The organism is Mesorhizobium sp. RCC_202, assembly GCF_041355295.1.
In the GTDB taxonomy this organism is placed as follows: Bacteria; Pseudomonadota; Alphaproteobacteria; order Rhizobiales; family Rhizobiaceae; genus Mesorhizobium.
Window position 1 is genome coordinate 543,662 of the sequence record NZ_JBFUPO010000003.1, and the last position, 23,485, is coordinate 567,146.

Below are 23,485 nucleotides of genomic sequence, written 5' to 3' on the forward strand. Positions count from 1 at the left end.
ACCAAGGCTTGCGGCATGGCGAGCACGAAAACATCCCCGAAAAGGGCCGATCTTGCGGGCGTTGCGGGTCAGCTGACGATGCGCAGGTTCGACAATTCGTTGCCGATCGCCTTGAAGTCGTCGGACAACGTGGCGCCGGTCGAATTCCAGAACAGTTTCGCCGGCTTGCTCGGGTCGGTCGGGTCCTTGCGGAAGCGCGAATCCGACGAGCAGGTCTTCAGCGCGGCCATTTGCGCCGCCTCGTCGGTGTTGCTGGAATCGAGATCGAGCGCGATGGTCATGACGATGACGTTGGCAGCCTTCGCGTTGGCGCAAAGCGTGGCAAAATGCTCACTCATCGCCTTGGTGTAGTTGGAGTTCGAGTAATCGGTCTTGCTGACATTGGTGCTGGTGCCGAGGAATATGCGGCCATAGCTGTAAGCGGTGTTGTACGGCGTCACATAACCCAGCGCCGAATAGATAGATTTGGCACCCGCCAGGTCGTTATATCCCAGCGAGTTTGGCGTGTAGTAGGTATTGGCGCCGTCCGTCAGGACGATCACAACCTTGTCATTGCCTTTTTCACTTTCAGGGCGGCCGTCTGTGAACGGGGCCGTGCTTGAAAGGGTTCTCCAGCCCCACGCCATGCCTTCCGGTACATTGGTGGCGCCGCTGGCGGCCATACCGTCGATCGCCGCCTTCACCGCCGTCGCGCCTGCGCTGACCGACACGTCGGTGAGCGGTGTGATCGCGGTCGTGCTGCAACTGGTGTTGGGGCCCGCGTCCATGCCTAAGGCAGACGTCACCTTCGTGCCGATGCCGGCATTGAAATATTTCGGCATGTAGCGCTGCCGCTCCGCGTCCGTGCCGCTTGATGAGTCGGCACGCCAATTGCTGTAGGCGGAGCGCGATGAGCTGTCTCTGTTATCGGTTTCGTCGGGGGCAAACATCGGCACGAACATCGTCGCAGGCGTCGATACCGAGGCGGCCGTGTCCTGGATGTTGTACGGATAAGGTCGGGACTCGACACAACCGCCCCAAGTCGCGACCGGCGCGTAGACAATGTTGGATGTGCAATTGTTATTCCAGTCTTTGGTGCATGATGAGATGCGCTTCATCCACTTGTAGATCGAAAAGCGCGTCAATACCTGGTCCAGTTGCGTCGGGTCCCACGCCGACCCTTTCGCGTAGTAGTTGCTGCCGGACTTGACCGCATATTGGTTGGGGGAATTGGTCGAGGTAAGCGTCGACCAATCGAGGTTCTCCTGGTCAAGCGGCGAAACGCCTGTCGTGTCCATCCAGGCCGCACCGGCGTTTGCCGGGCCGACATTGACCGATCCGGCGAAAGGCACGAGGCTGAACTGGACCGGCTTGGAGACCTGCTTCATCAGCTGCGCCTGGCCGGCCAACTGGTCGACCAGTTGCTTGGCGGCGTTTTTGAGCAGCGTGAACCGCACCTGGTTCGACCCATGGCCGAGCTCGGTCATCGAACCGGAATTGTCGAGCACCAGCGACACTTCCAGGGTGTTCTTGAGGCGGATTTCCGACCTGGCCGAGAAGTTGAGGGTGGTCTGCCCCACGCTTCCACCAAGCAGCGCGACGGCGGCCGGCAGGAAGTAAGGCTGGTATTTCAGCGTCGCCTGGAGGACCAGCGTGCCGCCGCCCGCATTGTTGTTGGGCAAGGTGACGCTGAGCGTCGTGTTGGCCGGCAAAACGTGGCGGAGATTGGCCTCGAAGAAATTCTTGGCGTAGGTCTTGGCGTCGTCGTCGGTGGCGCCGAGCACGATTTGCTGCGCGGTGGCAAGGCCGGCCGCATCCAGCGAATTCAGCGTCTCCTGCCGCTGGCGCACCAGCTCGGTGTAGTCGACCGCAAGCGCCACGCCGCCCATCAACGGCACCATGGTGATGGCCGTCATCAAGGCATAGTTGCCTCGTCTGTCGCGAAAAAAGTTACGGATCAACGCCCTTAGCCCCCGCCAAGATCCTATAGTTTCTAGCCCAACATGGTCATAAAACGTTAAATTTTAGGCTTGGCGAAAGCATCAAGATCGGGTCGTCTTTTGACGAGCCGTTAACCTTGTGCCGCCTGTGCACGGTCGAACGCCGATGCCGCATGTCCGCCCCCAGGCTCGCGCGCCACGGGAAAGCTGGTGACAGGATGAAGCGCTTCGGTTATTCGGAGCCGGCCGCGGCGATGGACGCCGGCCGCGGCTTTGCCCGAGATCAAGGATCAGGATACGAAATGGCGGATTCGCCCGACATCATCGCTTCGCTTGGCCCTCTGTCGACGCGCTACGCCGCCATCCTGTGCGACGTCTGGGGCGTCGTGCACAATGGCGAATGGCATTTCCCCGCCGCCGCCGAGGCGCTGGCAAAGGCGCGCGCGGCCGATGTGCCGGTCGTGCTGATCACCAATTCGCCGCGCCGCAGTGCCGACGTCGTTGCGCAGATGAAGGTCATCGGCGTTCCCGCCGACGCCTATGATCGCGTCGTCACCTCCGGCGATGTGACCCGTGACCTGATTGCCGAGGGGCCAAGGAAGATTTTCCACATCGGTCCGGAGCGCGACTTCACCCTCTATGACGGGCTCGATGTCGATCTCGTCGAGGAGTTCGAGGCCTCCGGCGTCGTCTGCACCGGCCTCTATGACGACGAGGTGGAGAAGCCCGCCGACTATGCAGAGCTCCTGCAGCGGCTGCGCGCCCGCAATTTGCCCTTTATCTGCGCCAATCCCGACATACTGGTCGAGCGCGGCGAGCGCACCATCTGGTGCGCCGGCGCGCTGGCGCGTGACTACGCGCAGCTCGGCGGCCGCACGCTGATCGCCGGCAAGCCGTTCGCGCCGATCTACGATGTCGCCATGAAGGAGGTCGCGGGGCTGCTCGGCCGCGCCGTCGAACGCAGCGAGGTGCTCGCCATCGGCGATGGCGTGATGACCGACGTCAAGGGCGCGGCCGACAATGGCTTCGACGTTCTTTATGTCTCGGGCGGCATTCACGCGCGTGAACATGGCGAAGACCCGGAGAAACTTCAGGCCTTTCTCGACAGGCACGGTTACCGGCCGGTCGCCGTCATTGCGCGCCTGCAATAGGTTGACGGCTTTTGCCGCAACAGGTTGACGGCTTTTGCCGCAACAGGTTCACAGCTTTGCTGGAACAGATTATAGCCGGGCCATGACGGGCACCTCGACATGACGCAAGCTTTCGAACGCATATCCGCAACCGCGCCGCTGCCGGCGCATCTGCGCGGCGGCGTGGTGGCGATCGGCAATTTCGACGGTGTTCATCGTGGCCACCAGTCGGTGCTGGAGCGCGCGCTGGCGGAAGCCCGCAGCGACGGCGTGCCGGCCCTGGTGCTCTGCTTCGAACCGCATCCGCGCAAGGTGTTCAGGCCCGACGTGCCGCTCTTTGTCCTGACGCCGCCGCCGATGAAGGCGCGGCTGCTCGCCGAGCTCGGCTTTGCCGCTTTGGTCGAGCAGCCGTTCACGCGCGACTTTGCAGCACTTTCGGCCGAGGCTTTCGTCACCGACGTGCTGGAGAAGAATCTCGGCATCCACCATGCCGTCACCGGCTTCGACTTCCATTTCGGCAAGGATCGCCAAGGCGGTCCGGCCTTCCTGATGGCGGCCGGCGCGCGTCATGGCTTCGGCGTGACCCTGGTCGATGCCTTTCGCGACGAGGGCGCCGAGGTGGTCTCCTCGAGCCGCATCCGCGCTTTGCTTGCCGAGGGCAAGGTCGAGGAAGCGGCCGGCCTGCTCGGCTATCGCTTCACCGTCGAGAGCGAGGTGATCGGCGGCCAAAAGCTTGGCCGCACGCTGAGCTTCCCGACCGCCAACATGCGGCTTTCGCCGGAAGCGGCGCTGAAGGAGGGCATCTACGCCGTCCGCTTCCGCCGCGCCGACGGCACGCTTCATGACGGCGTCGCCAGTTTCGGCCGCCGTCCGACCGTCGACGACCATGGCGCGCCGCTGCTCGAAACCTATGTCTTCGACTTTTCCGGCGACCTCTATGACGAGGTCTGCCAGGTCTCGTTCTTCGGCTTCCTGCGGCCGGAGCTGAAGTTCGATGGGCTGGATGCGCTTGTGGCGCAGATCAAGCAGGACGAGGTGGAGGCGCGGGCGCTGCTCGCCGGCGTGCGCCCGCTGTCGGAGTTGGATGCCGCGATCGCCTTTTGATCCGGTCGCCTACCTTTTCAGCGCCAGTCCGATGGCAATGAAACTCCAGCCCTGGAAGACCAGGTCGATGGCCAGGAAAATGCCGAGCACCCAGAGGCTGTTGACCGGCCAGCCCATGGCGATCATCAGGCCGAGCAGGATGCTGATGATGCCCGCCAGAAGCAGCCATCCCCAGCCTTGCTCGGGCCGGTGATCGAAGGCGACCCAGGCTCTCAGCAGCCCGGAAGCGACCAGCGCGATCGCAAGCAGCAGCGTCAGCACCGCCGAGGCAAGCAGCGGGTTGTCGAAGGCGAAGAAGCCGGCGACGGCATAAAGCAGGCCGCTCAAGAGCCAATAGAAGAAGCGCCCCCAGGTCTTGACGCCGAAGGCATGGATGATCTCGATGATGCCGGCCATCAGCATCAGCCAGCCGACGACATAGACCGAGGCGACGGTGGCGATGAACAGATTGCCGAAGGCGATGCCGCCGAAGATCAAAAGCAGCACGCCCAGCGCCACGAACCACCCCCATTTGTCGCGCGTCTGTCCGATCGCGCCTTTCAGGGCATCGCCTGGCAAAGTCATGACCTATTCCCTCCAGAATTAGCCCGCTCGGCGGGTGGATCGAAGGTAGTCCCGATGGCTTCGGCCGTCCAGCAAGGCATGCGTTCGAAACAGCCGGCTTTGCCATCGCCAATGTTACCGATTTTAAGTCAAATTTTACCGAGTCCGAGCCATGGCTTGAATGTCGGCGGGTGGTCTCGCCGACGTGTTTCGCGTAAGGGGTAAGGATGCGTATTGTCCGGACGATTCCGCTGGCGCTGGCAGCCGGCCTGTTGATGACGCCAACAGCCCATGCGGGCGAGGGCAGCTGGATCTCGGGCGACTGGTATTTGACGCTCGGCGCCACCGGCCTGGTCGCGCCGAATTTCGAGGGCGGCAAGCGCTATATGTTCAGCGCCCAGCCGATCATCTCGCTCGGCAAGGCCGGCCCCGAGGCGCGCTTCACCTCGCGCAACGACAACATCTCGCTGGCGCTGATCGACGACGGCTCCGTGCGCGCCGGCCTGACCGGCAAGTTCCTGTTCCATCGCGAAAGCAAGGATGAGCTCAAAGGCCTCGACCCGGTGCGCTTCGGCGGCGAGGCCGGCGGCTTCTTCGAGTTCTATCCGTTGGATTGGGTGCGGGCGCGCGCCGAGCTCAGACACGGCATCCGCTCGCACAACGGGTTCGTCGCCGACATTTCGGCCGACGCCTTCTACGACATCACGCCGAACATCCGCATTTCCGGCGGCCCGCGCGTGTCATTCGCCTCGGCCGACTATTTCGACGCCTATTACGGTGTCAACGCCAGGGAAGCGGCGGCCTCGGGCCTCAGCGAATACCATCCGGGCGGCGGCCTGAAATCGACTGGGCTCGGCGGCGCCATCACCTGGAAGGTGACCGAGCCGATGACGGCCAGCGTCTTCACCGAATATTCGCGCCTGATGGGGCCGGCGGCCGATTCCAGCCTGGTCAAGCAGCGCGGCGACCGCAACCAGTGGATGTTCGGTGTCTCGACCACCTATCGTTTCAATTTCACGATGTAGGCGCCTGGACCGGCGGACGGCGCCGAAATCCGCGCTTTATTCCTGTCGCGTCATCGGCTAAAAGCCCGCTGATGACGCACTTGTTCCGCGCCTTTGCGATCGTGATACGAATTACGGGCCCGGTGTTCCGGGTGGCCTGAGCGCCGCCGGAGCCGCCGGGAGTTTTTGCGCGCCCCCTCGCGCCTTTTCCAGAACATGACGAGTTCAAACGCCCGGGCCGTTCTCGCTGACGGGCTACGCAGATGGCAGATCAATGACCGACACCGCTGAAACGATCGACTATTCCAAAACCCTTTATTTGCCGCAGACGGATTTCCCGATGCGCGCCGGCCTGCCCGAGAAGGAGCCGGTGCTGGTCAAGCGCTGGCAGGATATGGATCTCTATCGCAAACTGCGCGAGGAGGCCGCTGGCCGTGAGAAATTCGTGCTGCATGACGGCCCGCCCTACGCCAACGGCAACATCCATATCGGCCACGCGCTGAACAAGATCCTCAAGGACGTCATCAACCGTTCCTTCCAGATGCGCGGCTACGACGCCAATTACGTGCCGGGCTGGGACTGCCACGGCCTGCCGATCGAATGGAAGATCGAGGAGCAGTATCGCGCCAAGGGCAAGAACAAGGACGAGGTGCCGGTCAACGAGTTTCGCAAGGAATGTCGCGACTTCGCCGCGCACTGGATCAAGGAGCAGGGCGGCGAGTTTCAGCGCCTCGGCGTCATCGGCGATTTCAAGAACCCCTATACGACCATGGCTTTTCATGCCGAGTCGCGCATCGCCGGCGAGCTGTTGAAATTCGCCATGTCGGGCCAGCTCTATCGCGGCTCGAAGCCGGTGATGTGGAGCGTCGTCGAGCGCACCGCGCTCGCCGAGGCCGAGGTCGAATACCAGGATTATGAGTCAGACACGATCTGGGTAAAATTCCCGGTGAGGAGTACGGGTTGGGAGTCCTCAATCCGGCTCAATTCAAATGGTGGCCAATACCTCGTCGACGCGAACGGAGATCCGGTTAGCACTGAGACTTCCCACAACGTAATGGCAGATTTCATAGCAGCGGATGTCATTGACAGACACAACGCTTTGCTACGGGCATCTGTAGTGATTTGGACGACCACGCCTTGGACCATCCCGGGAAATCGTGCGGTCTCATATTCTTCCCGCATTAGCTACGGCCTTTATAAAGTCGTTGCTGCCGACAATGATTTCGGACCGCAGGTAGGTGAGGAGTTGATCTTCGCCGATAGGCTGAAAGACGAGCTGGGGGCGAAGGCTAAGCTGAAGTTTGTTAAGCGGTTCGATGTTGATGAATCCACGCTGCGACCCCTCACACTTTCGCATCCTTTCAAGGGCCTCGGCGGCGGTTATGAGTTCCCGGTGCCGATGGTCGCCGGGGATCATGTCACCGACGATGCCGGCACCGGCTTCGTGCACACCGCGCCCGGCCACGGCCGTGAGGACTTCGACGCCTGGATGGATGCGGCCGCTGATCTGAGAGCACGTGGCGTCGACACCACGATCCCGTTCACGGTCGACGATGGCGGCTTCTTCACCAAGGACGCGCCTGGCTTCGGCCCGGATCGCGAGGGTGGGCCGGCGCGCGTCATCGACGACAACGGCAAGAAGGGCAACGCCAACCAGGCCGTCATCGACGAGCTGATCAAGCGCAACGCGCTGTTCGCGCGCGGCCGGCTGAAGCACTCTTACCCGCATTCATGGCGCTCGAAGAAGCCGATCATCTTCCGCAACACGCCGCAATGGTTTGTCTATATGGACAAGGACCTCGGCGACGGCTCGACGCTGCGCAGCCGCGCGCTGAAGGCCATCGACGACACGCGCTTTGTGCCGGCGGCCGGCCAGAACCGCATCCGCGCCATGATCGAGGAACGCCCGGACTGGGTGCTGTCGCGCCAGCGCGCCTGGGGCGTGCCGATCGCCGTCTTCGCCGATGTCGACGGCAACGTGCTGAAGGACGATGCCGTCAACCAGCGCATCATGGACGCCTTCGAGGATGAGGGCGCCGACGCCTGGTTCGCCGCTGGCGCCAAGGAACGCTTCCTCGGCAACCACGACGCTTCGAAATGGCACCAGGTGAGGGACATCCTCGACGTCTGGTTCGATTCCGGCTCGACGCATGTCTTCACGCTGGAGGACCGCCCCGACCTCAAATGGCCGGCCGATGTCTATCTCGAAGGCTCCGACCAGCATCGTGGCTGGTTCCACTCCTCGCTGCTCGAAAGCTGCGGCACCAGGGGCAGGGCGCCTTACGAAACGGTCATCACCCATGGCTTCACCATGGATGAGGAGGGCCGCAAGATGTCGAAGTCGCTCGGCAACACGGTGGTTCCGCAGGACGTCATCAAGCAGTCGGGCGCCGATATCCTGCGGCTCTGGGTGGTGACGACCGACTATTGGGAAGACCAGCGGCTCGGCAAGAACGTGCTGCAGACCAATATCGACGCCTATCGCAAGCTCAGAAACACCATCCGCTGGATGCTGGGCACGCTTGCCCATGACGATGGCGAGGAGGTGCCGCTGGAGAAGATGCCGGAGCTGGAGCGGCTGATGCTGCACCGGCTGTCGGAACTCGACGAGGTGGTGCGCCAGGGCTACGACGCCTTCGAGTTCAAGCGCATCACCCGCACGCTGATCGACTTCATGGTGGTCGAGCTGTCGGCCTTCTACTTCGACATCCGCAAGGACGCGCTTTACTGCGACGGGCCGTCGAGCCTGCGCCGCAAGGCGGCAGTGCAAGTGGTGCGCAATCTGTTCGAATGCCTGGTGAAGTGGCTGGCGCCGATGCTGCCTTTCACCACGGAGGAGGCCTGGCTCGACCGTCATCCCGATGCCGTGTCGGTGCATCTCGACCAGTTCCCGACGATCCCGCAAAACTGGCGCGACGAGGCGCTGGCCGAGAAATGGCGCAAGGTCCGCCAGGTTCGCCGCGTTGTTACCGGCGCGCTGGAGATTGCGCGCGCCGAAAAGCTGATCGGTTCGTCGCTGGAAGCCGTTCCGGTTGTGACCATCGACGATGGGGCGCTGGAGGCAGCGATCGCCGACGTCGACATGGCCGAGATCGCCATCACCAGCGACCTGGTCGTCAGGCATGGCAAGCCGCCTGAAGGCGTGTTCACGCTGGACGATACCAAGGGTGTCGGTGTGGTGGTCGAAAAGGCCGAGGATCGCGGGCTCATCAAATGCGCGCGTTCCTGGCGCTACACCGCCGATGTCGGGCAGGATCCGGAATTTCCGGACGTTTCCGCCCGTGACGCCGCCGTCTTGCATGAGTTGAAGGCATTGGGGCGGTTGTAAGCACGGGTTTATAAGCCGATGCACAAATGCCACGCCGGGCGGTGCAAATCCGCCCGCGCGTTGCCCTTAATAAGTGGTTGAGGTAAACACGCCAAACTCCGGCAGACAAATTATCGCCGGATTTCCGTCGCAAGTGCGGGGAAGATGGGGACCGTGCCCTAGGCCGGTGGCGACCGAAAGGCTTTTAGAGTGGGACTTTTTGGCATGACCGACAGAACGTTTGCGCGCGCCGCGCTGGTGGCGCCGCTTGTGGTATCGGCCATCGCATTGTCGGGCTGCATGAGCTCGCCGACCTACGGAACCGACAAAACCGCCGCCGCGCAGCTGTTCGACGATGTTTCCGGCGCCGCGGCGATCACGCCGAAGCGCCGCGATCCGATCGACTACAAGCCGCGTCCGGAGCTGGTGAAGCCTGCCCCGGGCCAAAAGGGAAGCCTGCCGACGCCGCAGCCGAGCATCGCGACGGCGAGCGCCGACTGGCCCGAATCGCCTGAGGCACGCCGCGCCCGCATCCGCGCCGACGCCACCGCGCACCAGAACGATCCGAACTATCAACCGGAAGCGGTCGAGGACGTGCAAACCGATCCGGAGGCGGTCAAGAAGGCCATGGCCGAATCGGGCTCCAGCCACCCGCCGGCCTGGACACCTGCAGATTCCAGCCCCAGCCGTGCCGCCGAAATCCAGCGCCGCCTGGCTGAACAGAAGCAGGGCGATCCTACCCAGCGCAAATATCTGAGCGAGCCGCCGCTTGCCTATCGCCAGGCTTCCGCCGACGCGCCGCAGAACGAGCTTGGCGAGGACGAATACAAGAAGCAGCGCCGCATCAAGGCGCAGGCGGAAGGCAAGAAGGGCGGCTGGTTCGACTGGCTGGGCCTTTAGAGCAGTTCCAGGAAAAGTGCGTAGCGGTTTTCCGTCCGGAATTGCGTCAACGCACTAAGAGTCCGATTGAAAACTCTCAGTTGCCGATGCGCCGGAGCATGAGCCCTTCACCGCCAGAATTCGCGGTGGCTCATTGCGGGGCGTAGATGCGAAGCATGGTGCCATTGTCGTAAGCGGCTGTCACGAGAACGTTTAGCTTGAGCGCCTCCGCCAAACCGCTGAACAGGGGTTTGCCACCGCCATAGGCGATCGGCCGCGTGACGATGACGTATTCATCAATCAGCCCTGCCTTCGACAATGCTTGGGCGAAGCCCGCGCCGCCCCAGGCAATGATTTCGCCGCCGGGTTGGTTCTTCAATTTGGAGATTTCCTCGTTTAGATCGCCTTTCGCAATCGAGGACTCTGGCCAGGTCGCCTGCTTCAGCGTTTTCGAAAACACGACCTTGGGAATGTCGTTCATCGGCGCGGCATAGGCATCGTCGGATTTTTGCCAGTACGGCCCCATTTCCTCGTAGCTCAAGCGGCCCATGATGTGTGAGCCAGCGCGACGAATGCGATCGAGTTTCCAGCGCTTGAGCTCTGCCGGTTCGGGAAAGCCACCCGTCGACATTGCTTCCGGCGCCACCACATATCCATCGATCGACATGGTCATGATCAAGACGACTTTTCGCATATTGGTCTCCGTTCGATTGCCGCCGTCGCAGTTCGGCCAAATCGCCGCGCTCGACGTTTCACAGTTCATTGCAATTGCTTAGCTTTCGCGTCTTTCGCGAAAAAAATCCTTGAGGATGAGAGCGGCTTCGCTTTCGCCGATGCCTGGATAGATATCGGGCGTGTGATGGCAGGTGGGCGAGGCGAAGAAACGCACACCGTTCACCGCTGCGCCGCCTTTCTCATCGGCCGCGCCAAAATAAAGTCGCCGCAACCGGGCGAACGAGATTGCGCCGGCGCACATCGCGCAGGGCTCCAGCGTCACATAGAGGTCATGGCCGGTCAGGCGTTCGCTGGCAAGTTTCTGGCAGGCTTCGCGGATCGCCAGCATCTCGGCATGCGCGGTTGGGTCGGCAAGCTCACGCGTGCGGTTGCCGGCTTTGGCCACGAGCGTGTTGCCATTGGCGATGACCGCGCCGACCGGCACTTCACCACGCCTCGCGGCCGCTTCGGCCTCTTCAAGCGCCAACGCCATGAAATCCGGCCGTTTCACGCGGTTTCCATTTCGATTACTCCTCGCCACCCGGCGGTGATCCTGTTATCTAGCGCGAGACCCTGAAAACCGGAATCGGTTTTTGCCGCGCAGACAAGATGCGCAAAATCAAATGACACTGCCTTCGTTGATGTCCGAAAGGGCGCGTGGCGCTGTAGCAGCTTAAGAAGAGCCTGACCAAATGGACGACAAGAAATCTCCGCGCGGACCGCGCAAAGACGGATCGAAACCGGCGGCGCGCGGCGAAAAGCCGTTCCGCAAGGGGCCGCCGCGCGACGGCAAGCCGTTCGAGAAGCGCGAAGGCCCGCGCAAACCCTACGCGCCGCGCGGCGACCGCCCGATGGCCGCGGCTGGCGAGCGCAGCGAGTTCAAGCGCAGCTACAAGCCGCGTGAAGCGGGAGCTGATGGCGGCGCGAAGCCTTTCCGCAAAGGGCCGCCACGCGAGGGCAAGCCGTTCGAGAAGCGCGAAGGCGTGCGCAAGCCTTACACGCCGCGCGGCGATCGCCCGGCTGCGGCCGATGGCGAACGGCCCCAGCGCAGCTACAAGCCGCGCGAAGTGGGTGCTGATGGCGGCGAAAAACCTTTCCGCAAAGCGCCGCCGCGCGACGGCAAACCCTTCGAGAAGCGTGAAGGCAAGCCCTTCGAGAAGCGTGAAGGCAAGCCCTTCGCACCACGCGGTGGCCGCCCGGCGGCAGCCGACGGCGCGCGCGGCGAGAGGCGCTTCGACGGCCCCAAGCGCGATTTCTCAGATAGACCGAAGCGCGATTTCGCCGACAGGCCGAAACGTGATGATCGACCTGCATTCGCCGAACGGCCAAAGCGCGACTTCAGCGATCGTCCGAAGCGCGACTTCAGCAGCGATAAGCCACAGGGCAAGCCGGGCGGTTTCAAGCCGCGCCCGCGTCCCACTGACGCGGAACCGGAAGCCGGCGAGCGCATCGCCAAGCGGCTGGCGCGCGCCGGCATCGCCTCGCGTCGCGACGCCGAGGATCTGATCGCCGCCGGCCGCGTCAAGGTCAACGGCAAGGTGCTGGATTCGCCGGCCTTCAACGTCAGCACCGCCGATATCATCCATCTCGACGGTACCGAAATCCCGCCGATCGAGCGCACGCGGCTGTTCCTGTTCCACAAGCCGGCTGGTGTCGTCACCACCAATCGCGACCCCGAAGGCCGCAAGACGGTGTTCGACGTGCTGCCGGCCGACCTGCCAAGGCTGATGACCATCGGCCGGCTCGACATCAACACCGAGGGCCTGCTGCTGCTCACCAATGATGGCGGCCTGTCGCGGGTGCTCGAACTGCCGGCCACCGGCTGGCTCAGGCGCTACCGCGTCCGCGTCCATGGCAAGGTCGAGGAAAGCACCTTGGCCGGCCTGCGCGAGGGCATCGCCGTCGACGGCGTCTTCTACGGTTCGATCGAAGCTTCGCTCGACCGCGAGCAGGGCAGCAATGCCTGGCTGACGATCGGACTGCGTGAAGGCAAGAACCGCGAGGTGAAGAACATCCTCGGCTCGCTCGGCCTCGACGTGACGCGGCTGATCCGCATCTCCTACGGACCGTTCCAACTGGACGACCTGCCCGATGGGCACGTGCTGGAGATCAAGGGCCGCGTGCTGCGCGAGCAGCTCGGCGAGCGCCTCATCGAGGAGTCCGGCGCAAATTTCGATGCCGAGATCCAAAAACCGTTCTCCAACAAGCCGGTGCGCGGCAGCGCGCCGCCGCGCCACGAAGAGGCCGACAGGCCGAAATTCACGCGCGACGGCGACCACCGGCTGATCGGCGAGGGCGGGCTGATCAAGGCGCGCAAGCGCCGCGAAGGCAGCCGCGACGAGGCGCTGAGCAAGCTCTCGACGAAGCCCGAACGGACATTTGGCGAGCGCGGTGAAAAACCCGAACGCGGCGGGTTTGGCGACAGGCCTCGCGGTGGCTTTGGCGACAAGCCGCGTGGCGGCTTCGGCGACAAGCCGCGTTTCGGGGCCAAGAAATCCGAGCGCGAACAGCGCCCGATCGAGCCGCCTGGACAGCGTAAGGCCAATGTCTGGATGGCGCCTGGTGCGCGTCCGATCGGCAAGGGCAGGGCGGAGGCCGATGCCGCCAAGGCGGCCGAGGCGAAAGCGCGCAAGGCTTCGTTCAAGCCGTCCTATGGCAAGCCCGGCGGCAAACCGGGTGGCGCCAAGCCGTTCGGCAAGCCGCGTGGCGAGCGCCCGGAAGGCGGCAACGACAGGCCGCGTGGCCCCAAGGGCCCCAGGGCAAGATGAGAATCGTCGGTGGTGAGTTGCGCGGGCGTCCGCTGGCGACGCCGCGTTCGAATGCCATCCGCCCGACCACCGACCGCACCCGCGAGGCGGTGTTCAACGTTCTGGCACATCGCTACGCTGAAAAGCTTGAAGGCGGGCGCGTGCTCGATCTTTTCGCCGGTACCGGCGCGCTGGGGCTGGAAGCACTGTCGCGCGGCGCCTCCTACTGCGTCTTCATCGAGGAATCGGCGGAAGGGCGCGGCCTGATCCGCGACAATGTCGAGGCCTTCGGCCTGACCGGCCGAACCAAGATCTTCCGCCGCGACGCCACTGGCTTGGGTGAAGCGGGCACACTTTCGCCTTTTGGCTTGGTCTTTGCCGATCCGCCTTACGGCAAAGGCCTTGGCGAGCTTGCGCTGCGCTCGGCGAAAGCCGGCGGCTGGCTTTTGCCCGGCGCGCTCTGCGTCGTCGAGGAAGCTGCCTCGGCGCCGTTCGAGGCGGGTGCCGATTTTTCCGTGGTGGACGAACGCAATTATGGCGAGACGGTCATCCGCTTTGTCGAGGTCAGGTGAGTTGGTTCCACCTTCTCGCGCAAGGGGAGAAGAAGGGCCCCGCCTCGAAAATGACGCACAATTAACTTTGCCTCGCCTGCCAACCTTGCCTATCGTCGCGCAACGAGACCGGAGAATTTGATGACATCAACGGGCATTGGGCTCAGCGCGGCGCTTCTCGCCAGCGCGCTGGCGATCGCGGCGGCGACTCCTGCCCGTGCGGCTGACGAAGAGGTCAAGGATTTCCTGCTTAACAACGGCATGGAAGTGGTCGTCATTCCGGACCACCGCGCCCCGATCGTCACCCACATGGTCTGGTACAAGATCGGCAGCGCCGACGAGCCGCCCGGCAAATCCGGCATCGCGCATTTCTTCGAGCATCTGATGTTCAAGGCCACGACCAACCACGCCGCGGGCGAGTTCGACCGCGCCGTCGCCGACATCGGCGGCTCCAACAACGCCTTCACCTCTTATGACTACACCGCCTTCCACGAGACGGTGCCGCCGTCGGCGCTCGAGCAGATGATGGGTTTCGAGGCCGATCGCATGCGCAACCTCATCCTGACCGACGATGTCATCAAGACCGAGCGCGACGTGATCCTGGAGGAGCGTCGCTCGCGCATCGACAGCAATCCGCAGGCGGTGCTCGACGAGGAGGTCGACGCGACGCTGTGGCAGAACCAGCCTTACCGCATTCCGGTGATCGGCTGGATGCACGAGATGGAGCAACTGAACCGCCCCGACGCGACAGCCTTTTATGACAGATATTATAGGCCCAACAATGCGGTGCTGGTGGTGGCGGGCGACGCCGACCCCGATGCCGTCAAGGCGATGGCCGAGCGCACCTATGGCAAGGTCGCGCGCGGACCGGACCTGCCGCCGCGCATCCGTCCCGTGGAGCCGGAACAGAACACCAAACGCACGGTGACGCTGACCGACGCGCGCGTCTCGGTGCCAAGCTTCTCGACGCAATGGGTGGTGCCGTCCTATCACACGGGCAAGCCCGGGGAAGGCGAGGCGCTGGATCTGCTGGCCGAGATTCTCGGCGGCGGCAACCGCAGCCGGCTCTACCAGGAACTGGTGGTCAAGCAGGGGATCGCTTCGGACGCCGGGGCATATTTTCAAGGCACCATGCTCGACGCCACCAACTTCGCCGTCTACGGCTCGCCGCGCGGCGACGCCAAGCTTTCAGATGTCGAGGCGGCGGTCGATGCAGAGGTCACCCGCATCGTCAAGGACGGCGTCACCGACGATGAGCTGGAGCGCGCAAAAACCCGTTATGTGCGCTCGATGATCTTTGCTCGCGACAAGCAGGACGACATGGCCAATATGTATGGCTCGACGCTGGCCACCGGGGGCAACGTCAAGGACGTGCTGGAATGGCCGGACCGCATCCGTAAGGTCACCGCCGCCGAGGTCAAGGCGGCCGCCCGCTATCTGGTGCTCGACCGCTCCACCACCGGCTATCTTTTGCCGCAGCAGCAGGCGGAGAATTGATGATGAGCATGGTTCTCGACCGGGTAGCTGCTCTTCCTTCTCCTGCAAGGGAAGAGAGCAAACTCTACCGCGCCTTCGTCACGCTCGGCTTCACCCTGTTCTTCCTGCTTTTGCCGGCGCTCGCCGCCCGCGCCGAGATGAATATCCAGGAGGTGAAGTCGCAGAAGGGCATCACCGCCTGGCTGGTGGAGGACCATTCGGTCCCGCTGATTGCCATCCGCTTCGTTTTCGACGGCGGCACCGCGCAGGATCCGGCCGGCAAGGAAGGCCTGGTCAATCTGATGACCGGGCTGTTCGACGAAGGCGCCGCCGACCTCGACAGCGACGCCTTCCAGCAGAAGCTCGATGACGCTGGCGCCGAGATGTCTTTCCAGGCGTCGCGCGACGGCACCTATGGCCAGATGCGCATGCTGTCGGAGGAAAAGGACGAGGCTTTCGGCCTGCTCAAGCTGGCGGTCAACAGCCCGCGCTTCGACCAGGCGCCGATCGACCGCATCCGCTCGCAGGTGCTCTCCGGCGTTCTCGCCAATGAGCGTGACCCCAACACCGTGGCGCAGCAGCGCTGGTTGCGCGCCATCTATGGCGAGCATCCTTACTCGCGCTCCGACCAGGGGTCGAAGGAGAGCCTGACCGCCATCACCGCCGATGACATCAAGGCCTTCCACAAAGCCAGTTTCGCCCGCGGCGGCCTGCATGTGGCGGTGGTCGGCGACATCGACGCCGCTACGCTCGCCAGCGAACTGGACGCCGTGTTCGGTGATCTGCCGGAAAAGCAGACACTGGCCACAGTTGCCGACATCACGCCCAAGCTGGGACAGCAGCTGGAAGTGAACTACGACCTGCCGCAGACCTCGCTGCAGCTTGCCTGGCCGGGCACCAAGCGGACCGATCCGGATTTCTTTGCCTGCGTGTTGATGAACGAGATTCTCGGCGGCTCGACCTTCACCTCGCGGCTGTTCCAGGAAGTGCGCGAGAAACGCGGGCTTGCCTATGGCGTCAGCTCCGATCTGGTCGACAATGAGCATTCGCATGCGTTGCTGGTGACGACGGCGACGCGTTCCGACCGCGCCGCCGAGACATTGTCGATCGTGCGCCAGGTGGTGAGGGACATGGCCCAGAACGGGCCGACCGAAGCGGAGCTTGCGGCGACCAAGAAGAATATGATCGGCGCCTATGCCATCAGCAATCTGGATTCTTCGAGCTCGATTGCCGCGACGCTGGTCGAGCTGCAGATCCAGAAGCTCGGCATCGACTATATCAAGCGGCGGACGGCCCTGATCGACGCGGTGACGCTCGCCGACGTCAAGGCGGCCGCCAAGAAGCTTCTGTCGGCCGATCCGGCGGTGATGATCATCGGCCCGCCGCTGTTCCAGGTGGCGGGAGCCGGCAAGGGATGAGCCCGACCTTCGGGGTAGCCTTCGGCGGCGGCGGCGCGCGGGGCCTTGCGCATATCCACATCATCGAGGCGCTGGACGAACTCGGCATCAGGCCGGTGTCGATCGCCGGCTCCTCGATCGGCGCCATCATGGGCGCCGGCATGGCTTCGGGCATGACCGGGGCGGAGATTCATGCCTATGCCCGATCGATCCTGGGCAGCCGGGCGGAAGTCGCGACGCGCATGTGGCGCTCGCGTCCGGGCACGATCGCGGAAGCCATGCAAAGCGGCATCCGTGTCAGCCAGTTCAACATCGAGCGCATCCTGAAGGCTTTCCTGCCGGAAGCCTTTCCGCAGACGTTTGCCGGGCTGAAAATCCCGCTCAAGGTAACAGCGACCGACTATTTCGGCCACAAGCTCGCGGTCCTGGACGAAGGCGATCTGCCTTCCGCGCTTGCAGCTTCGGCGGCCATTCCGGCTGTCTTTCGCCCGGTGACACGCGACGAGCGGGTGCTGATCGATGGCGGTATCTACAATCCAGTGCCCTTCGACCTCATCGAGAAGGACGCCGACATCATTATTGCCGTCGACGTCGTGGGCGCGCCGAGCGAGGCCGAGCGCAAGCACCCGACCACAGTCGACCTGATGTATGGCGCCTCCCAACTGATGATGCAGTCGATCATCGCCAACAAGCTCAGGCAGCATCGGCCGGATATCCTGATCCGGCCCAATGTTTCGAAATACCGCGTGCTCGAATTTCTCAAGATCGAGGCGATGATGGCCGAGACTGTGGAGATCAAGGACGAGCTGAAGCGTGCCGTCGAAAAGGCCGTCGAGGCCCATGGCGGCAAGCGCGGCAAGAAGGCGGTTTGAACGCCTCTCTCCGGCCGCGTCCCTGCAGGCGCATGCGATCGCGACTAAGGTCCGACAACCGAAGTCTGATGTGTCGGTGCATAGGTCTCTTGTAACGCTGGACTTAAGAATAAATTTAAGTACTCTTTATGCTGACCGGGGGCGTTCTTGCCTAAATTTGAGGCGTCTCACCAATTCTTCATTGAATTGCCCGTTGACGCACGCAGCGGTAGAGTTAATAATATGCTAATGTAGCGTAGATAGACTCCCGAACGGCAACAACGAGTCACAGCGCTACTGCGGGTGGGAATTTAAAGGGCGGCTCCTATAGTCGTCGTAGCCATAAAACATCGCGTCACCGCCTGTCTGTGAACAGCCCTTGGGCCGGCCGTTCACGGGTTGGATGTCGGGTTGCGCCTGGTCGCATGGCACAGTGATCCTTTCTCCCGCGATGTTGGGCACCGGATGCTTTTTCGGCATGGGTAGTCGGCCGCCTAGCGCGGCCAATACGCCAATGGCCGCGTGAGACGCGTTCGGGGATGTGAAAGGCGGGTCGTGGCTGTGGGGTTCAGTAACGCGTCGCTCGGGTTGATGGGTGCAACCTTTGCTTCGACGCAGACGAAGGTGAGGCTTTTCGGCCTGGTCCTCGTCGCATGCATCGCTATGTTTTTTCTCTTCGGCCCCGGCCGACATGCATCGACAGGCTCGATGCTCATCGCGGCGGCGATAGCGGGTTTCGGTTGCCTGGCGATGTTCCGCGCCCGTGGCAACATGGCGCGGGATCCGGCGCAAAATGCCATCGACGGCGCGCCCCGAAAGGCCGTGACGCGCGGCAAGCCGCCGGCAAGACCGGCCGGGCGGCGGGCAGCCGGCTCGGCCCGCTCGGAACTGGCCGCGGCACTCTCCAGTTGCCGCTCTGCCTTCCTTGCGGTCGGGCTGTTCAGCGGCATGCTCAACGTGCTCATGCTTGCAGGCTCGCTCTACATGCTCGAGGTCTATGACCGCGTGCTGCCAAGCCGCAGCGTGCCGACGCTCGTCGGCATTTCGATATTGCTTATCATCCTCTATTGCGGGCAGGGCTTTCTGGATTTCGTGCGCACGCGCGTTCTGGTGCGGATCGGCGGCGCGCTCGACGAAGCGCTCGGCCACCGCGTCTACACGTCGATGCTGAGGTGGCCGCTAAAGGCCGGGCGCGAGAGCGACAACCTGCAGCCGATGCGCGATCTCGACAACGTGCGCGGCTTCCTGTCCGGCATGGGACCGACGGCGCTTTTCGACCTGCCATGGATGCCGCTCTATCTGATCATCATCTTCATGTTCCACTGGCTGCTTGGCGTGGCGGCGCTGTTCGGAGCGATGGTGCTGGTCGTGCTGACGCTGCTTGCCGAGCGCCTGACGCGAAAACCGGTATCGTCCGCAACCGTGAGCGGGAACCGGCGCAGCGGGTTGATCACGGCCGGCAGCCGCAACGCGGAAGTCGTTGCCGCCATGGGCATGGCCGGCGGGCTTGCCGCACGCTGGGAAGATGCCAACCTCGAATACATTGCCGACCAGCGCAAGGTCAGCGACGTTGCCGGCAGCTTCGGCGCGGTCTCGAAAGTACTGCGCATGCTGCTGCAGTCGTCCATGCTCGGCATCGGCGCCTGGCTGGTCATCGAGCAGGAGGCGACGGCGGGCGTCATCATCGCCGCGTCCATCCTCAGTGGCCGCGCGCTGGCCCCGGTCGATCTCGCGATCGCCAACTGGAAAGGTTTCGTCAGCGCGCGCCAGGGCTGGCAACGATTGAGCCGGGTGCTCGCGGCCATGCCCGCCGAGACCGAACCCATGCTGCTGCCGGCGCCAAACGCCAGTGTCGTGATGCAGAATGCCTCGATCGCGGCTCCGGGGGTGCAGCGATTGCTGGTCCATGATGCCAGCTTCGCCATGGAAGCCGGCCACGGGCTCGGCATCATCGGCCCGAGCGGCTCGGGAAAGTCCACGCTGGTGCGGGCTCTCGTCGGGGCCTGGCAGCCTGTAAGCGGCCGCGTCAAGCTCGACGGCGCCGATCTCGACCAGTGGTCGTCGCAAGAGCGCGGACGCCATATCGGCTACCTGCCGCAGGACGTGGAGCTGTTTGCCGGCACCGTTGCCGAAAATATCGCCCGCTTCGATCCGGACCCCGACTCGGACGCGATCATCGCCGCGGCCAGGGCGGCTGGCGCGCACGACCTGATTGTGGGCTTCCGCCAGGGCTATGACACCGAGATCGGCGAGCACGGCGAGGCGCTATCCGCCGGCCAGCGCCAGCGCATTGCCCTGGCCCGCGCGCTCTATCGCGATCCATTCCTCGTGGTGCTCGACGAGCCGAATTCCAACCTCGACATGGAAGGCGAGCAGGCGTTGATCCGTGCGATGCTTGGCGTTCGCGAGCGCGGCGGCGTGGTTGTCATCGTCGCCCACCGTCCGAACGTGCTGACTGCTGTCGATTTCGTCCTGGCGATGAGCCAGGGGCGCATCCACGACGTTGGACCGAAGGACGAGGTTTTCGCCAAGATGTTCCCGGCGCTGCGCACGGTCCCCACAGCCAGCCCGCCGCTGAGGGTGGCTGCGGAAGCCACCCCGCAGGCTGTCGCCACCGGAACCGAGGGAGGGAACTGACATGGCGGCGCTCAGCACCTCCCACGCGTCAATTCGCTTCTACACACGACTTGGGCTCGGAGCCGTGCTCCTGCTTGGCGGCGGCGTCGGCGGCTGGGCCTCGGTCACCGAGATCGCCGGCGCGGTCATCGCTCCCGGTACGCTGGTTGTCGATTCCCACGTCAAGAACGTGCAGCATTCGACTGGCGGCATCGTTGCCGAGATCGATGCCCGTGACGGCGACCGCGTGAAGGCCGGCGACCTTTTGCTGCGTCTCGACCGCACCGTGCCGGCCGCCAATCTTGCCGTGGTGAGCAAAGCGCTCAACCAGCTCACGGCGCGCAAGGCCCGTCTCGATTCGGAGCGTCGGGGGAGCGACGCCATCATCTTTCCGAATAGCCTTTTGGACCGCATCGGCGATCCTGACGTCGCTGAGGCGGTGGCCGGCGAAAAGCAACATTTTGACACGCGGCGCATCTCTCGCGCCGGCCAGAAGAGCCAGCTCGAGGAACGCATCGCCCAGCTCGAGAAGGAGATCTCCGGCAACACCGCTCAGGCGGAAGCCAACAATAAGGAGATCGAACTGGAGGGACAGGAGCTCGCTTCGGTGCGCGCGCTGTGGGCCAAAAAGCTCATCTCCATCGATCGCCTGACCCAGACCGAACGCGAGGCTACGCGCCTCGAGGGCGAAAGCGGCCAACTCGTTGCCGCCCGGGCGCAGGCTGAGGGGAAGATCGCGGAAATCAAGCTGCAGATCATCCAGATCGACCTCGATCTCAGCACCGAAGTGAACAGCGACCTGCGCGACATCGACGGCAAGGTGGGCGAGCTTCTGGAGCGCAAGGTCGCCGCCGAGGACCAGTTGAAACGGGTCGACATCCGCGCGCCGCAGGATGGCGTCGTGCAGCAGTCGCTCGCCTATACGATCGGCGGCGTGATCACGCCTGGACAGACGATCATGCAGGTCGTGCCGGACAATGACAGCCTTGCGGTGGAAGCCAGGATCGCGCCCAGCGACATCGACCAGCTATGGGTCGGCCAGTCGGCCTCGCTGCGCTTTTCGGCGTTCAACACCCGCACGACGCCGCAGATCAATGGCGTGGTCGAGAGAACCTCGCCCGACATCACCACCGATCAGCGCACCGGGGTCAGCTACTACACCGTGCGTATCAAGACGACCGTTGCCGAGGTCGCGCGCCTCGGCGAGATCAAGCTGGTGCCCGGCATGCCGGTTGAATCCTTCATCAAGACCGAGGACCGTTCGGTGATGTCCTACTTGGTGAAGCCGTTGCAGGACCAAGTCACTCGAGCCTTCAGGCAGTAAGCCCGCCTTGGGCGGGAAAAGAAAATAGAAACGACGACGAGTAGCCGCAAACAGAGTTACCGCATCCAAAGTTAAAGGGGAAATGTCATGGCCTCCAGCGATATTACGGACAATCTGTCGACTGATCCGCTCGCGACATCCACTGTGACCGGAAGCAGTGATCCCGTTCCGCCCCCTGCTGTTTCGATCGACCAAGCGGATGCGGACTACGTGCCCGGCGAGACGGTGGGGATCACGGCCACCAATGTGTCGGATGGCGGCACGTTCGCGTTCCAGGTCGCCCACGTCAGCGCCGGCGCCGACGGGATCCTCGGCACAGCGGACGATGTGCTCACCTACGATCTCACCGGCACCGGCACGCCCTGGACCGTCACCGACGGCAGCGCCGGCGATCTGGACGGCGTCGTCAACGGCGCGATCAAGACCTCGTGGTATGTCAATGCCGACGCCGCGGGCCAGGCATTCGTGCTTACGGCGACGGACGCGGCGACTGGCGCCTCGACAACGGCGAACTTTACCGATGCGCCGCTGGTGGTTGCGCCGCCCCATGATCTGACCTTTGCGAACACCGTGACGATCAACGGTGCGATCTTTTCATCCTCGGATGTCGTCACCGGCGCCGGAACAGGTCTGCTCGATCCCTTCATCCGAATTCAATCGGCAGGTAACAACACGACGGAGCAAGGATACAACACCGACGCAAATATTGCCCTTCTCGATAATACAGCCAAAGGTGGAACGCAGTATGTCCATTCTTTGAATATCGCTGATATTCCAATTCAATTCATAAATGGTGTCGGCTACTATCGATTCGATCTCGACATCAATGAGTCAAACGTTGCCGGCAAACAGAACCTTTCGCTGGACTCGCTGCAGATCTGGCAGGCCACTGCCGCTAATTTGAGTAATTACAACCCCGGGGCAACCCCGGCTCAAGGCACCGGCGCCTTCCCGGTGGCGGACAACGCGTCGCTGATCTACAACATGGATGCCGGCGGCGATACGTTCGTCGGGCTGAACGGCGAACTCCAGCCGGGCAGTGGCAACACCACCGATATGTCGTTTCTGGTTCCGGTCAGCAATTTCGATCCGAGCAAGCCCTTTATCTATCTCTATTCGGCGATGGGCTACCAGACCGGCACCTATCAAGGTCCCACGGAAACGGCGCAGAGCACCTGGACGGCCGAGTCCGGCTTCGAGGAGTGGAACCGCCAGATCGGCCAGGTGATCGACGGCCACAAGTTCAACGACCTCAACGCCGACCACGTTTGGGAGGCCGGTGAGCCGGCGCTCAGCGGCTTTACGATCTATCTCGATGCCAACAACAACAACCAACTGGATGCGGGCGAGCCGTTTACGGTCACCGACGCGAACGGTTACTATAAGTTCACTGTCACGCCGGGCACCTACACGGTCCGCGAGGTGCAGCAGGCGGGATGGTCGCAGGATGCGCCAAACAACGCGCAGGGCGAGTACACCGTCACTTTGGCGGCAGGGCAGGACAGCCACAACAACGACTTCGGAAATTTCCAGCTCAGCTCGATCTCGGGCCATAAATATGCCGACGCCGACGGCAAACTGGCGACGACCGGTGACGAAAGCCCGGTGAGCGGCTGGACGATCACGCTCTTTAACGACGCCAACCACGACAACATCGCCACGCCCGGCGAGCAGGTGGCGCAGACGACCACCGACGTCAACGGCTTCTATCAATTCACCGGGCTGTTGCCTGGCGATTACCTGATCCAGGAGGAGAGCAAGTCCGGTTGGACAAACATCTCTCCGGTGACGATCAACCAGAACAGTCTCGCCTCCGGCCAGAACCTGACCAACCAGGATTTTGTCAACTTCAAGCTGTTCTCGATCTCGGGCCACAAATACACCGACATCACCGGCAACGGCCTGTCGGCCGACGACACCGGC

The 23,485-nt window shown here is 63.3% G+C and carries 17 protein-coding genes; 13 read left to right on the forward strand and 4 right to left on the reverse strand.

The genetic code is table 11. From position 1 onward, the window contains the following. Positions 1 to 68 precede the first annotated feature (68 nt). Complete coding sequence (locus tag AB6802_RS10140) at positions 69 to 1,940, reverse strand: pilus assembly protein TadG-related protein (RefSeq protein ID WP_371009933.1); 1,872 nt, start codon at positions 1,938 to 1,940, stop codon at positions 69 to 71. Positions 1,941 to 2,221: 281 nt separating this feature from the next. On the opposite strand from AB6802_RS10140, the gene AB6802_RS10145 reads away from it, so the two are divergent. Continuing rightward, positions 2,222 to 3,070, forward strand: coding sequence for a TIGR01459 family HAD-type hydrolase (locus tag AB6802_RS10145; protein WP_371009934.1), 849 nt, complete (start codon positions 2,222 to 2,224; stop codon positions 3,068 to 3,070). A gap of 99 nt (positions 3,071 to 3,169) precedes the next feature. Next, the gene (locus tag AB6802_RS10150; RefSeq protein WP_371009935.1) at positions 3,170 to 4,153 is read left to right on the forward strand and encodes a bifunctional riboflavin kinase/FAD synthetase; all 984 of its coding nucleotides are present in this window, start codon (positions 3,170 to 3,172) and stop codon (positions 4,151 to 4,153) included. A gap of 9 nt (positions 4,154 to 4,162) precedes the next feature. Here AB6802_RS10150 and AB6802_RS10155 read toward each other — a convergent pair whose 3' ends face one another. Further along, positions 4,163 to 4,717, reverse strand: a complete 555-nt coding sequence (locus AB6802_RS10155) for an HdeD family acid-resistance protein (protein ID WP_371009936.1) — start codon at positions 4,715 to 4,717, stop codon at positions 4,163 to 4,165. A gap of 206 nt (positions 4,718 to 4,923) precedes the next feature. Between AB6802_RS10155 and AB6802_RS10160 the strand changes: the two genes are divergently transcribed. The 3 genes from AB6802_RS10160 (at position 4,924) to AB6802_RS10170 (ending at position 9,907) form a co-directional block, all read left to right on the forward strand. Beyond that, entirely contained in the window at positions 4,924 to 5,721 is a 798-nt protein-coding gene (locus AB6802_RS10160) for a MipA/OmpV family protein (RefSeq protein WP_371009937.1), read from the forward strand. A gap of 253 nt (positions 5,722 to 5,974) precedes the next feature. Next, on the forward strand, positions 5,975 to 9,028 hold the full coding sequence (gene ileS, locus AB6802_RS10165; RefSeq protein ID WP_371009938.1) for an isoleucine--tRNA ligase: 3,054 nt from the start codon (positions 5,975 to 5,977) through the stop codon (positions 9,026 to 9,028). A gap of 204 nt (positions 9,029 to 9,232) precedes the next feature. Beyond that, on the forward strand, positions 9,233 to 9,907 hold the full coding sequence (locus AB6802_RS10170; protein ID WP_371009939.1) for a hypothetical protein: 675 nt from the start codon (positions 9,233 to 9,235) through the stop codon (positions 9,905 to 9,907). A 130-nt stretch (positions 9,908 to 10,037) separates the two neighbouring features. On the opposite strand, the gene AB6802_RS10175 is transcribed toward AB6802_RS10170, so the two are convergent. Both AB6802_RS10175 and AB6802_RS10180 read right to left on the reverse strand, forming a co-directional pair. Then, the gene (locus tag AB6802_RS10175; RefSeq protein WP_371009940.1) at positions 10,038 to 10,565 is read right to left on the reverse strand and encodes a dihydrofolate reductase family protein; all 528 of its coding nucleotides are present in this window, start codon (positions 10,563 to 10,565) and stop codon (positions 10,038 to 10,040) included. A 93-nt stretch (positions 10,566 to 10,658) separates the two neighbouring features. Then, entirely contained in the window at positions 10,659 to 11,111 is a 453-nt protein-coding gene (locus tag AB6802_RS10180; RefSeq protein WP_371009941.1) for a nucleoside deaminase, read from the reverse strand. Between the two features lie 181 nt (positions 11,112 to 11,292). Between AB6802_RS10180 and AB6802_RS10185 the strand changes: the two genes are divergently transcribed. The 8 genes from AB6802_RS10185 to AB6802_RS10220 all read left to right on the forward strand — a co-directional run. Continuing rightward, positions 11,293 to 13,368, forward strand: coding sequence for a pseudouridine synthase (locus tag AB6802_RS10185; RefSeq protein WP_371009942.1), 2,076 nt, complete (start codon positions 11,293 to 11,295; stop codon positions 13,366 to 13,368). After that, positions 13,365 to 13,919 carry a 16S rRNA (guanine(966)-N(2))-methyltransferase RsmD gene (rsmD, locus tag AB6802_RS10190; RefSeq protein ID WP_371009943.1) on the forward strand — a complete coding sequence of 185 codons (555 nt, stop codon included), beginning with the start codon at positions 13,365 to 13,367 and terminating at the stop codon, positions 13,917 to 13,919. Before AB6802_RS10185 ends, rsmD begins: the two co-directional genes overlap by 4 nt. A gap of 120 nt (positions 13,920 to 14,039) precedes the next feature. Continuing rightward, positions 14,040 to 15,395, forward strand: a complete 1,356-nt coding sequence (locus tag AB6802_RS10195) for a M16 family metallopeptidase (protein ID WP_371009944.1) — start codon at positions 14,040 to 14,042, stop codon at positions 15,393 to 15,395. Continuing rightward, complete coding sequence (locus tag AB6802_RS10200) at positions 15,395 to 16,792, forward strand: M16 family metallopeptidase (protein ID WP_371009945.1); 1,398 nt, start codon at positions 15,395 to 15,397, stop codon at positions 16,790 to 16,792. The genes AB6802_RS10195 and AB6802_RS10200 overlap by 1 nt, the downstream gene beginning before the upstream one ends. Further along, positions 16,789 to 17,643 carry a patatin-like phospholipase family protein gene (locus AB6802_RS10205; RefSeq protein ID WP_371009946.1) on the forward strand — a complete coding sequence of 285 codons (855 nt, stop codon included), beginning with the start codon at positions 16,789 to 16,791 and terminating at the stop codon, positions 17,641 to 17,643. The genes AB6802_RS10200 and AB6802_RS10205 overlap by 4 nt, the downstream gene beginning before the upstream one ends. 687 nt (positions 17,644 to 18,330) lie before the next feature. Further along, positions 18,331 to 20,259 (forward strand): type I secretion system permease/ATPase, encoded by a 1,929-nt coding sequence (locus AB6802_RS10210; protein ID WP_371009947.1) that lies wholly within the window; start codon positions 18,331 to 18,333, stop codon positions 20,257 to 20,259. 1 nt (position 20,260) lies between these two features. Further along, complete coding sequence (locus tag AB6802_RS10215) at positions 20,261 to 21,562, forward strand: HlyD family type I secretion periplasmic adaptor subunit (RefSeq protein ID WP_371009948.1); 1,302 nt, start codon at positions 20,261 to 20,263, stop codon at positions 21,560 to 21,562. Positions 21,563 to 21,649: 87 nt separating this feature from the next. After that, a partial coding sequence (locus tag AB6802_RS10220; RefSeq protein WP_371009949.1) for a collagen binding domain-containing protein occupies positions 21,650 to 23,485 on the forward strand: 1,836 nt, incomplete at its 3' end.